This is a genomic window from Streptococcus sp. SC1, assembly GCF_030272855.1.
Lineage (GTDB): Bacteria > Bacillota > Bacilli > Lactobacillales > Streptococcaceae > Streptococcus.
The window spans coordinates 287,145-299,443 of sequence record NZ_JAQCMU010000001.1; the positions used below are offsets into that span (position 1 = coordinate 287,145).

12 protein-coding genes, 1 tRNA gene and 1 pseudogene are annotated in these 12,299 nt (G+C 40.5%); 12 read left to right on the forward strand and 2 right to left on the reverse strand.

The genetic code is table 11. From position 1 onward, the window contains the following. Position 1 precedes the first annotated feature (1 nt). From PAN94_RS01480 to rsmA, 3 genes and pseudogenes are all read left to right on the forward strand, one after another. Positions 2-136 (forward strand): annotated as a pseudogene (locus PAN94_RS01480) (SDR family NAD(P)-dependent oxidoreductase); the annotation flags it as partial. Positions 137-441: 305 nt separating this feature from the next. Beyond that, positions 442-2,412 carry a retron Ec67 family RNA-directed DNA polymerase/endonuclease gene (locus PAN94_RS01485; protein ID WP_285874341.1) on the forward strand — a complete coding sequence of 657 codons (1,971 nt, stop codon included), beginning with the start codon at positions 442-444 and terminating at the stop codon, positions 2,410-2,412. A gap of 170 nt (positions 2,413-2,582) precedes the next feature. Then, positions 2,583-3,455 carry a 16S rRNA (adenine(1518)-N(6)/adenine(1519)-N(6))-dimethyltransferase RsmA gene (gene rsmA / locus PAN94_RS01490; protein WP_125383395.1) on the forward strand — a complete coding sequence of 291 codons (873 nt, stop codon included), beginning with the start codon at positions 2,583-2,585 and terminating at the stop codon, positions 3,453-3,455. Between the two features lie 118 nt (positions 3,456-3,573). On the opposite strand, the gene PAN94_RS01495 is transcribed toward rsmA, so the two are convergent. Together PAN94_RS01495 and PAN94_RS01500 are read right to left on the reverse strand one after the other, a co-directional pair. Further along, positions 3,574-3,656, reverse strand: a tRNA-Leu gene (locus PAN94_RS01495). A 169-nt stretch (positions 3,657-3,825) separates the two neighbouring features. Continuing rightward, a complete protein-coding gene (locus tag PAN94_RS01500; protein WP_148888685.1) occupies positions 3,826-4,743 on the reverse strand; it encodes a CPBP family intramembrane glutamic endopeptidase in 918 nt (305 codons plus the stop codon). A gap of 349 nt (positions 4,744-5,092) precedes the next feature. Here PAN94_RS01500 and rsgA point away from each other — a divergent pair, with 349 nt between their 5' ends. The 9 genes from rsgA (at position 5,093) to rpsG (ending at position 12,277) form a co-directional block, all read left to right on the forward strand. Continuing rightward, a complete protein-coding gene (gene rsgA / locus PAN94_RS01505) occupies positions 5,093-5,971 on the forward strand; it encodes a ribosome small subunit-dependent GTPase A (RefSeq protein ID WP_285874342.1) in 879 nt (292 codons plus the stop codon). 14 nt (positions 5,972-5,985) lie between these two features. Beyond that, a complete protein-coding gene (rpe, locus tag PAN94_RS01510; RefSeq protein ID WP_285874343.1) occupies positions 5,986-6,645 on the forward strand; it encodes a ribulose-phosphate 3-epimerase in 660 nt (219 codons plus the stop codon). Continuing rightward, positions 6,638-7,270, forward strand: a complete 633-nt coding sequence (locus tag PAN94_RS01515; RefSeq protein WP_285874344.1) for a thiamine diphosphokinase — start codon at positions 6,638-6,640, stop codon at positions 7,268-7,270. The genes rpe and PAN94_RS01515 overlap by 8 nt, the downstream gene beginning before the upstream one ends. A 1-nt stretch (position 7,271) precedes the next feature. Next, a complete protein-coding gene (locus PAN94_RS01520; protein WP_247951018.1) occupies positions 7,272-8,528 on the forward strand; it encodes a DNA recombination protein RmuC in 1,257 nt (418 codons plus the stop codon). Further along, a complete protein-coding gene (locus tag PAN94_RS01525) occupies positions 8,518-9,462 on the forward strand; it encodes a 3'-5' exoribonuclease YhaM family protein (protein WP_285874345.1) in 945 nt (314 codons plus the stop codon). Before PAN94_RS01520 ends, PAN94_RS01525 begins: the two co-directional genes overlap by 11 nt. Before the next feature lie 201 nt (positions 9,463-9,663). After that, positions 9,664-10,479, forward strand: a complete 816-nt coding sequence (gene purR, locus PAN94_RS01530; RefSeq protein ID WP_285874346.1) for a pur operon repressor — start codon at positions 9,664-9,666, stop codon at positions 10,477-10,479. Between the two features lie 15 nt (positions 10,480-10,494). Then, positions 10,495-11,040, forward strand: a complete 546-nt coding sequence (locus PAN94_RS01535) for a hypothetical protein (protein ID WP_285874348.1) — start codon at positions 10,495-10,497, stop codon at positions 11,038-11,040. Between the two features lie 333 nt (positions 11,041-11,373). Then, on the forward strand, positions 11,374-11,787 hold the full coding sequence (gene rpsL / locus PAN94_RS01540) for a 30S ribosomal protein S12 (RefSeq protein ID WP_005591658.1): 414 nt from the start codon (positions 11,374-11,376) through the stop codon (positions 11,785-11,787). Positions 11,788-11,806: 19 nt separating this feature from the next. Beyond that, positions 11,807-12,277: a 30S ribosomal protein S7 gene (gene rpsG / locus PAN94_RS01545; protein WP_005591659.1), complete on the forward strand. Its 471-nt coding sequence runs from the start codon at positions 11,807-11,809 to the stop codon at positions 12,275-12,277. Positions 12,278-12,299: the final 22 nt, after the last annotated feature.

A 12,299-nucleotide genomic window follows, 5' to 3' on the forward strand; every position in this document is an offset into this window, starting at 1 on the left:
AATGAAAAAAGTAATTATTACGGGCGGCAATAGTGGTATTGGTTACCAGGCTGCTAAACAGTTAGCTGAAAAAGAGTGGTCAGTAACTTTATTTTGTAGACGAAAAGAAGCTGCTGAGCAAGCTTGTGAGAAAATCTGGGTTAGAGTTATGTTTTTGTTGATATTGAGGTTGCACAACGTACTAATGGTATAATTGTTGGAAAGAACAAAGCTTTTATGGTATTATATGATAGCGCATGATTAGATTTTTGACTTGTGTGTTCGCAAGTATTAAGAACAATGTTACTAGAGTGTTCAGCTCACTCCAGTAATTTCCGACAATAGTGACAGTTAGATTTTTTCGAGAATTATTCCAAACTTTCATCAATTAAAGTTTTAGGAAGATTTCTATACTGTCGTTCGCATAAGAGTTTTCATGCGCTTTTTACTAAGGATAAGATAATGAATAAATTAAACCAATTAAAAACCAAGGATGACTTAGCAAAGCTTCTTGGTTTTAAAAATGCCAGATATATTAACTATTTACTGTACAATATACAAATCGCTAATTTGTACAACTCTTTTACAATCCCCAAAAAGAATGGGGGAGAAAGAATTATACATGCTCCTAAAAAAGAGCTAAAATTCCTTCAGAAAAAATTAGCTAATGTTTTATGGGAATGTTACCTTGAAAGCATAGAATCTAAATCTAAGGGCAAGAACTTTAAAACGCCTGTTCTGTCTCATGCATTTGAAAAAGGGAAAAGCATCATTACCAATTCTCAGATACATCGAAACAAGAAATACATTCTAAACATTGACTTGAAAAACTTTTTTGATTCTTTTAATTTTGGAAGAGTAAGAGGTTTCTTTATAAAAGATAGGGATTTTGCCGTTACACCAGAGATTGCTACTGTAATCGCACAAATTGCATGTTATCAAGATAAGCTACCACAAGGAGCTCCATCTTCTCCCATCATCACAAATTTAATTACTAGAATTTTAGATTATCGGATTGTCAAAATTGCTAAAAAATACCGTTTTACATATTCTAGATATGCCGACGATATGACTTTTTCGACAAATCGTGAATTAAACTCTAATAAATTGAGAGCGGGCAAAGAGTTAGATAACTTTTTAACAGAATTGGAAGAGTTAATCATCTCGTCTGGTTTTGAAATCAATCCTAAAAAAACACGGTTGAGTAATAACATGCAACGTCAAGAAGTTACTGGACTAGTTGTCAACAAGAAGATAAATGTAAAAAGAGAGTACGTAAAAAATACTCGTGCAATGGCCTTTCAATTATACAAAGATGGAGCTTTTGAAATAGATAAAAAACCAGGAACACTCAATCAACTAACGGGACGATTTGCTTTTATTTTTCAAATAGATCAATGCAACAACTACTTACTTTATAAAAAATCCCTGATACAAAATAATCTAGATGCACAAAAATATTTATTAGGAAGAAATTCATCAAAAAAATCTGAATCGAAATATTATTGGAAGTATATCTTTTATAATAAAGATTTACGAAAAGAATTATTCTATAACAAAAAACATAATACATATAAATTACCTACAGAATTTTACAGTATTGGTAAAGAAGAAAAGAAAATGTACATGTCTTTATTCAATTCTAGAGAAAAAGAGTACAAGAAATTTCTATTTTATAAATATTTTTTCGGAAACAACAAACCTATAATTGTAACAGAGGGAAAGACTGATCCCCGATATATTAAAGCAGCTTTAAAAAACCTTTATCAAAATTATCCCGAACTTATTGAAAAAGATGGTGATGATTTTATATTTAAAATTGAATTTCTAAATCGTAGTAATACGGTAGAGTATCAATTTAATATTCCAGAAGGCGGAGAAGGTCTCAAATATTGGTATAATTATTTTTCTAATAAAGAGAAATTTCAAATGGACTCAAAAGAGAAATTGCTATACCCTAATTACATTGAATATTTTCAAAAGCTTACTACAAGAGAACCTCAACACCCAACAATATTCTTATTTGATAATGAACCAAATAATAGAAAGAAGGATGATAAAGCCCCCTTATTTTTATTTGCGAGTCATGCAAGAGATTTGGAAATTGATTCAGGTAATTTAGAACAAGCTAGAAGGGGATCGTCTAATCGAATTACTAAAAAGGGTAGCTTGTATATAATGGCAACCCCTTTATTACCTGATATGAATAACGGCAACTCATCTGATATTGAAGATTTGTTATTATCTCGACAAAAAGCTCCTATTTTAAAAAGGAAGACTTTTTCTAAAAAGGAGGATCCAAATTTTTATGGAAAAGAAATTTTTTCAAAGCATGTCCTAAAAAATTATACGAAATTTGATTTTACTGAGTTTATCCCTTTGCTAGACGGAATAAGAAATAATATTTCTGATTATCAGAATATTAATGATTAATCCTGTTAGATTGTTTGTAGAATTAAAAATATTGATTCTAGCATAGACAAAAAAGAAAAAAGCATAAAAGATACTAAGGGGAGTGAAATATTTGAGCAAACTTATTTATTTAACAAACATATATAGAAAATATGAATTTCTATACAGATACAAAGGATAGGAGACGATGCATGCGTATTGCAGATTATAGTGTGACCCGTGCCATTCTGGAGCGTCACGGTTTCACTTTTAAAAAATCCTTCGGTCAGAATTTCCTGACGGATACCAACATCCTCCAGAAGATTGTGGATACAGCCGAGATTGATAAAAATGTCAATGTCATTGAAATTGGTCCTGGTATTGGGGCTTTGACAGAATTTTTGGCGGAAAGTGCCGCCGAGGTCATAGCCTTTGAGATTGATGATCGTCTGGTTCCGATTTTAGCGGATACTCTCCGCGATTTTGACAATGTGACTGTGGTCAATCAGGATATTCTCAAGGTTGATCTGGCTCAGTACATAGCAGAATTTAAAAATCCAGACCTGCCTATCAAGGTGGTGGCGAATCTTCCCTACTACATCACGACGCCGATTCTTATGCATTTGATTGAGAGCGGGATTCCTTTTAGTGAGTTTGTCGTGATGATGCAGAGGGAAGTGGCGGATCGGATTTCGGCTCAGCCGAATACCAAGGCTTACGGCAGTTTGTCGATTGCGGTCCAGTATTACATGACGGCCAAGGTTGCTTTCATTGTGCCGCGGACAGTCTTTGTGCCAGCGCCAAATGTGGATTCGGCCATTCTCAAGATGGTACGCAGAGACCAGCCAGCAGTTGAAGTCCAAGACGAGAAATTCTTTTTCAAGGTTTCCAAGGCTAGCTTTGTCCACCGTCGCAAGACGCTCTGGAACAATCTGACCAGTCATTTTGGGAAGTCAGAGGAGACCAAGGCTAAGCTAACAGCTGCTTTAGAGCAAGCTGAATTGTCTCCAAGTGTCAGGGGAGAAGCCTTGACTTTGGCAGATTTTGCCCGTCTGGCGGATGCCTTGAAGGAACAAGGATTATAAGATTTGAAAACCAGCCCTTTTTGAAAAAAGGCTGGTTTTTCTGAAAGAAATCGCAAGACGGTTTCATGATTTTTCAAAAGAAAAACTCTTGTCAACTTGGACAAGAGTTCCTGTTCGATGCGGAGGAAGGGATTTGAACCCTCACACCCGTACGGGCACATGCGCCTGAAGCATGCGTGTCTGCCGTTCCACCACCTCCGCTTGCTTTTTATTATAACATATTTTTTGAAAATGGCAAGAGAAAATGGTAAGTTTTGGCTGGGGCAGGCACAGGGAAATAGTGGTAAATAGAGGATTTTGAAAGCTGATTGTAGAAATTAAAAGCGGCTATCAAAGTCTAAGCAGTGATTGTTTGCAAGTGTATTTTCATTTATTCGATAGCTTGTGGATAGAGGGATTCTTGTTCTTTTGAAGTATCTTTCAGGATAAAGATGGCCCATAACAGCGCCAAGATGAAGACAACTAAGCCCGGAATACCTCCTTCGGGGCCAAATTGACCGCCAGTAATGAAGGTACGGTTAGAAGTTGTGAAGTACATCAAGGAAGATTCGCTGTCATATCCACTGACGTGGAAGCCATACACATTTCCCATAATGAAATTCCAAGCAAAGTGGAAGCCACAAGGTCCCCAGATATTTCCACGCTTCATGGCATAGACAGCGGTGAATAGTCCGAAAATAAACAGGTGAAGTGTCGAAAGCCAAGATGCCCCGTTATTGTCCAAATGGAAATAAGAGAACATGGTTGAAGCAATCAGAATCGCTAAATAGGCATTTTTGTGGTAGGAGATGATTGGTACCAACCATCCGCGGATATAAATTTCTTCCGCAGCTGTTTGCAAAATATAGCCGATGAGAACTAACATCCAAGAAACAAGGAAAGGCAGACTAAATTGAATACGGTCAAATTTGGCATCTCCTGTGATAAAGAAGACTACTAGAACGGTCGTAATCATGATGGCACCAACCAAGACACCTTTTGTAAATTCTGATAGTCCATTTCCCTTGGAGAATCCCATGGTCCGTATCGGCCGCTTTTCAATGAACCTGACCCAAAGGAAGAAGGCAATGATAGTGTAAAGGAAAGACAAAAGGTCTAAAATATTCCACCAGTCTGGGATCCAACTTTGTTTGTCTAAAAAGAAATCAGTTGAGGCCTTCCTAATCGGAGACATGTACTGGGTGATGTAGTAGAGGATAAAGGGAGATAGAAACCAAGGGGTTAAAAATTTCCCCTTTTTTACGTTGGAAATGAGCGGATTGCTCTTTGATAGAAATGAAAGGCTCATAAATAACCTCCTTATACCTAGCATGGAGCATCCAAATAGTCTGAACTTCCTTCTAGGATAAGAGGAACTTCCGCATCATAGGATGTTCCAGTAAAAAAGCAGATGGACAAGAAACCAGTAAATGCTCACCTTCCTTTCTAATCGGCCTTGTCCCCTCCTCAAAATAAGGTAGTAACCATTTGGTATTTATAATATATATTATAATACTTTTAGAAAGCGCTTGCAATGATATATCTTTATTTTACCAAAAAAATTTATGATAAATAATTTTCCGCCTTTACTATCAAACTGACAAGCTAAATCAATCATTTTTTGATATAATAATTGTATTAACTTTAAAGGAGCAGTCTTGCAAGGAATAATTATCAAAGCCTTGGCTGGCTTTTATTATGTAGAGTCAGATGGGCAGGTGTATCAGACGAGAGCGCGTGGAAATTTCCGTAAAAAAGGTCAGACGCCTTATGTTGGCGACCATGTCGAATTTTCAGCGGACAAGGATTCTGAAGGCTACATTTTAAAAATCGCCGAGCGTAAAAATAGTTTGGTGCGGCCACCCATTGTCAACATTGATCAGGCAGTTGTCATTATGAGTGCCAAGGAGCCGGACTTCAATGCCAATCTCTTGGATCGTTTTTTGGTGCTTTTAGAGCATAAGCGGATCCATCCTATTATCTACATCAGCAAGTTAGACCTGCTTGAAGATGAGCAGAGCTTGGATGTCTATGTACAGGCCTATCAGGCCATCGGCTATGAGGTTGTTAAAACCACTGAGGAGTTGCTGCCGCTTCTGACAGGGAAAATCACTGTTTTCATGGGCCAGACTGGTGTTGGGAAATCCACCCTGCTCAATAAAATAGCACCAGACTTGCAGTTAGAAACAGGAGAAATTTCTGAAAGTCTGGGGCGGGGGCGTCATACGACACGGGCGGTTAGCTTTTATAACCTAAATGGCGGAAAAATTGCAGATACTCCGGGCTTTTCTTCTCTGGATTATGAGGTGGACAAGGGAGAAGACCTTAATGCAGCCTTTCCAGAAATTGCCGAAATCAGTCGGGACTGCAAATTCCGAACTTGTACCCATACGCATGAACCGGCTTGTGCTGTCAAACCAGCCGTAGAAGCCGAGCGAATTGCCGCTTTTCGTTTTGAAAACTACCTGCAATTTCTTAGTGAAATCGAAAATCGTCGTGAAACTTATAAAAAGACGGCTAAAAAACTTCCTAAATAGAGAAAGGAACTATCATGAAAACATTTAAAATTGCTCCCTCTGTTCTGAGTGCGGATTATGCTAATTTTGAGACAGAGTTGAAAAAGCTAGAAGCTAGTGGAGCGGAGTATGCCCATTTGGATGTCATGGATGGTCATTTTGTACCCAATATCAGCTTTGGGGCTGGGGTTGTGGCCAGTATGCGTCCCCACAGCAAGATGGTTTTTGACTGCCATCTCATGGTATCCAATCCTGAGCATCATATCGAGGAATTTGCTCGAGCAGGTGCAGATATTATCAGCATCCATGTGGAAGCGACACCGCATATTCATGGAGCTCTGCAGAAGATTCGGGCGGCAGGCGTCAAGCCTAGTGTGGTTATCAATCCTGGAACACCGGTTGAAGCGATTAAAAATGTCTTGAATCTAGTGGATCAGGTCTTGGTTATGACAGTCAACCCAGGCTTTGGCGGTCAGGCTTTTCTGCCCGAAACCATGGGTAAGATTCGTGAACTGGTCGCTCTGCGAGAGTCCAATCAGCTGAACTTTGATATTGAGGTTGACGGTGGGATTGACGATAAGACGATTCAGATGGCTCGCGAAGCTGGCGCCAATATTTTTGTGGCCGGTAGCTATGTCTTCAAAGGTGATGTCAGCCATCAAGTTCAGACCTTGAGGGATGCACTAGATGCCTAGGATTGCTCTGTTTGCTGGTGGTGATTTGACTGCGGTCAATCGGAATTTTGATATTTTTGTCGGAGTTGATCGTGGCGCCTTTTATCTTTTAAAGCAGGGCTTGCCTCTGGACTTAGCGGTTGGCGATTTTGACTCTGTTTCTGACGAAGAATTGCTACGCATAAAAGCTGGTGCCAAGGAAGTCATTCAGGCTCAGCCTGAAAAGGATGATACGGACTTGGAATTGGCTGTTCTGGCTTGCCTTGAGCGCTATCCAGATGCTTATCTGACGATTTTCGGCGCCTTTGGCGGTCGTTTAGACCATGCTCTGGCCAATGTTTTTTTGCCCAGCAATGATAAAATCGCTCCCTATATGGAACAGCTGATCTTAGTAGATGCCCAGAATTGCATTCGCTATGTGCCCTCTGGCCGTCATGAAATCAAGCCAGTGGAAGGCATGGACTATCTGGCCTTTCTGCTGACAGAGGATGTGGCTCTGACCATTGAAGGAGCTAAATATCCTTTAAATGAAAGGAATTTTTTCTTTAAAAAAGTCTATGCTTCTAACGAATTTATAGATAGACCTGTATTTTTATCCTTTGACAGGGGTTATACGGTTGTTATTTACAGTAAAGATAGGAGTTGATATGGAGTATATCATCATCATCCTGCTTATCATCAATCTGGTCTTTCTCTATTTCTTCTGGCAGAGACAGGGACAGCAGGAGCAGGCGATCAGAGTCTTGCTAGAAGAGCAGGAGGATCACTTGTCTGACCAGCTGGATTACCGCTTTGAGCAGGAAAGACAGCAGGAGGCTCTTCGGCAAAAAGAGTTGGAACTTGTTCTGGGCGATCGGTTAGCCGAAGTTCGAACAGATTTGCACCTTCATTTGACGGATTTACGAACTGAAATGGCGGATAGTTTCAGCAAAAATCGAGACAAGACCGATGAGCGGATGCGTCAGATTCAGGAGTCCAATGACCTGCGACTGGAGCAGATGCGCCAGACCGTTGAGGAAAAATTGGAGAAGACTCTGCAGAGTCGTCTGCAGACCTCCTTTGAGACGGTGTCCAAGCAGCTAGAGTCTGTCAATCGTGGTTTAGGAGAGATGCAGACAGTGGCTCGGGATGTGGGAAGTCTCAATAAGGTTCTTTCCAATACCAAGACCCGTGGCATTATGGGCGAACTCCAGCTGGGACAAATTATCGAAGACATCATGACGCCTAGCCAATATGAGCGAGAATTTGCCACAGTGGCAGGCTCTAGTGAGCGCGTGGAGTATGCTATCAAATTGCCGGGGCAGACGGAGCAGGACTATGTCTACCTGCCCATCGATTCTAAGTTTCCTTTAGCAGATTACTACCGCTTGGAAGAAGCTTATGAATCGGGCAACAAGGAAGAAATTGAACTTCACCGTAAGTCGTTGTTGGCTAGTGTCAAGCGCTTTGCCAAGGATATTAATAGTAAGTATCTGGCTCCACCGGCTACGACTAATTTTGGAATTATGTTTTTGCCAACGGAAGGACTCTATTCCGAAGTAGTTCGCAATCCAGAGTTTTTCGACGGTTTGCGGCGAGATGAGCAGATTGTTGTTGCGGGTCCATCTACCTTGTCAGCCCTGCTTAATTCTCTCTCGGTTGGCTTTAAAACCCTAAACATCCAGCGTAGCGCAGATGACATCAGCAAGGTTCTGGGCAGTGTCAAGCTGGAATTTAATAAATTTGGCGGCATTCTAGCCAAGGCTCAGAAGCACCTCAAGAACGCTTCTGGTAGCATCGATGAATTACTGACTCGCCGAACCAATGCCATTGAAAGAACGCTGCGGCATATTGAATTGTCTGACCAAGACCTTCATTTACACTTGCTCGATATTCCAGACGAAAGGGAAGACTATGAAAATTAATCAAATGAAAAAAGATGAGATGTTTGAAGGCTTTTATCTGATTAAGTCAGCAGAAGTCCGACAGACCAGAGCTGGGAAGAATTACCTCGCCTTCACTTTCCAAGATGACACTGGAGTGATTGAAGGGAAATTATGGGATGCCCAGCCCCATAATGTGGCAGAATTTACAGCAGGAAAAGTCGTCCACATGCAAGGACGCCGCGAAGTCTACAATAACACCCCGCAGGTTAATCAGCTGACTCTACGCCTGCCAAAGGCTGGTGAGCCTAATAATCCTGCTGATTTTAAAGAAAAACCACCCGTTGATCAAAAAGAACTGCGAGAATATTTGGCGCAAATGATTTTCAAGATTGAAAATCAAGTCTGGCAAAGGGTTGTGCGCTCCCTTTACAGCAAATATGATAAGGAATTCTATTCCTACCCAGCAGCGAAAACCAATCATCATGCTTTTGAATCGGGGCTCGCTTTTCACACAGCTACCATGGTCAAACTAGCAGATGCAATTGGTGACATCTATCCTCAGCTCAATAAGAGTCTTCTTTTTGCGGGAATCATGCTGCACGACTTGGCCAAAGTCATTGAGCTGAGTGGCCCAGAAAATACGGAATACACCGTGCGAGGCAATCTGATTGGCCATATTGCGTTGATTGATGAAGAATTGACCAAAACCTTGGCGGAGCTGAAAATTGATGATACCAAGGAAGATGTCATCGTTTTGCGCCATGTCCTCCTCAGCCACCACGGTCTCCTCGAATACGGCAGTCCCGTTCGTCCAAAGATTATGGAAGCAGAAATCCTACACATGATTGACAATCTGGATGCCGAAATGATGATGATGACCACAGCTCTGTCTCTCGTTGCTCAAGGAGAAATGACCAATAAAATATTCGCATTGGAAAATCGTTCCTTCTATAAACCAAAAATTGATAAGTGAAATACGAAAAATGGGCATTATATTTAGTATAATGTTCGTTTTTTTGATATAGTATGATATAATGAAAAAAATAAAATAAATATTCATAGAAATCACTCCAAACTTTGAAATAGAAAGAATTGAATTACTGCTCTATGCAAGAAGAGCTACGTTCTCAGATTAGTTTGTGGCTGATTTTGATGGAATCGAATTGGTGAAAAAATGAAATTAAGAAGAAGTGAGCGCATGGTGGTTATTTCCAATTACTTGATTAACCATCCTTACCAATTAACAAGTTTAAACAAATTTGCAGAGAAATATGAATCTGCCAAGTCTTCCATTTCAGAAGACATCGTGATTATCAAACGTGCCTTTGAAGAAATCGAAATTGGTACGATTGAGACAATTACTGGTGCTGGGGGAGGTGTCGTCTTTACTCCGTCCATTTCAGAAAAGGAGGCCAAGGCTATCGTTCAAGACCTCCGCGATCAACTGTCTGAAAGCAATCGAATCCTGCCTGGCGGCTATATTTACTTATCAGATTTGCTTAGTACGCCATCTATTCTCAATAATATCGGTCGCATCATTGCCAAAGCTTTTAAAGATCAAAAGATTGATGCCGTTATGACAGTGGCGACTAAGGGGGTTCCCTTGGCCAATGCTGTCGCGAATGTTTTGAATGTTCCCTTTGTCATTGTCCGTCGCGATTTGAAAATTACTGAGGGCTCTACGGTCAGTGTCAACTATGTCTCTGGCTCTAGCGGAGATCGAATTGAGAAAATGTTTCTCTCAAAACGTAGCCTAAAGGCTGGAAGTCGAGTGCTGATTGTCGATGACTTTCTAAAGGGAGGCGGAACGGTTAATGGGATGATTAGTCTTCTGTCTGAGTTTGATTCGGAGTTGGCAGGAGTAGCGGTCTTTGCAGACAATGCGCAAGCCAATCGCGATCATCTAGAATACAAATCACTGTTAAAGGTGACCAATATCGATGTTAAATCAAATACGATTGATGTTGAGATTGGGAATATATTTGATTAACTTTAGGAAAGAATTATGAGAAATATTTTTGATAAATTAGAGGGAATTTCTGTTTTTGTTCGTTCTGGAATTATATTGATCTTAGCAGCTATCTTGATTTCTGGTCTTTTATTTTTAAAACCAGCTCAGAAGAATACTGGCTCAACTAAAAACGTTAGTTACAGTAGACGTTCAAGCTCTAGCGACGCTAGCTCTACGAATCAAGCATCATCAGAAGATAATACGATTCAGGATGCTGAAGCTGCTGTTAAAAAATTAGAAGAAGAGCGTACCGATGAAAGTTTAGCTCAAGCACAAGCAGCGGTTGATAAGGTAAAAGATGAGGAAGCCAAAGCTAAGTTCCAAGGTCGAATTCAAGCCGTAAAAGATGCAATGAAAACACCTGAGGAATCCTCTGAACCTGATTCAGATCAGCAGCCTGTTCCAACGCCTTCACCAGCCTATGTAGCTCCCGCAGTTTCAAGTGAGACACCATCACAACCACAGGAAAATCACAGTCCAGCCCCTGCTACAAGTTCGGAGCATTCTCCCAGCTCGTCTTCAACTTCCTCAGGAGCTTAAGCGACACAGTGATTACTAGTAGAAGAATCATAATAAAAATAATAAGAACTCTCAATCATGCAATATGAAGCATGTTCTGAGAGTTTTTTGGTTTGTTAGTAGTAAAATATTTTTATTTTAAACGCTTATTAAAGATTATCAGAATAAGTAAAAAATTAAGAAAACCTATTGACGAGGATATGCTTCTGTGTTACAATGATAAACGGTACTTTTTACTTTTGGTCTCTCAAAAGTGTACAGAGACGTGCTGACAAATGTTGCAAAAGTACACACAGATGGTAGCTGTCACCAAGTGTATCATCACCAAAATTAAAAAAATACAGGAGAATGTAGATGCCTACAATTAACCAATTGGTTCGCAAACCGCGTAAATCAAAAGTAGAAAAATCTAAATCACCAGCTTTGAACGTTGGTTACAACAGCCACAAAAAAGTTCAAACAAACGTATCTTCACCACAAAAACGTGGTGTTGCAACTCGTGTCGGAACTATGACACCTAAGAAGCCTAACTCAGCCCTTCGTAAATTTGCCCGTGTACGTTTGAGCAACTTGATCGAAGTTACAGCTTACATCCCAGGTATCGGACACAACTTGCAAGAGCACAGCGTGGTGCTTCTTCGTGGTGGACGTGTAAAAGACCTTCCAGGGGTACGTTACCATATCGTTCGTGGTGCACTTGATACAGCAGGTGTTACTGACCGTAAGCAAGGCCGTTCTAAATACGGTACTAAGCGTCCAAAAGCATAAAGAAAGGGGATAAAGATAAATGAGTCGTAAAAACCGTGCGCCTAAGCGCGAAGTATTGCCAGATCCGCTTTACAATTCACAATTAGTTACTCGTCTTATCAACCGCGTTATGCTTGATGGTAAGCGTGGTACAGCAGCTTCTATCGTTTACGGAGCTTTTGAGCAAATCAAAGAAGCTACTGGAAATGATGCACTTGAAGTATTTGAAACAGCGATGGAAAACATCATGCCTGTTCTTGAAGTACGTGCACGCCGTGTCGGTGGTTCAAACTACCAAGTACCGGTTGAAGTTCGTCCAGAACGTCGTACTACACTTGGACTTCGTTGGTTGGTAACAATTTCACGTGGTCGTGGTGAACACACTATGCAAGATCGTCTTGCAAAAGAAATCATGGATGCTGCTAACAACACTGGTGCAGCAGTTAAGAAACGCGAAGATACTCACCGTATGGCTGAAGCTAACCGTGCCTTCGCACACTTCCGTTGGTAAGATCATGATACCAAGGGCGCTA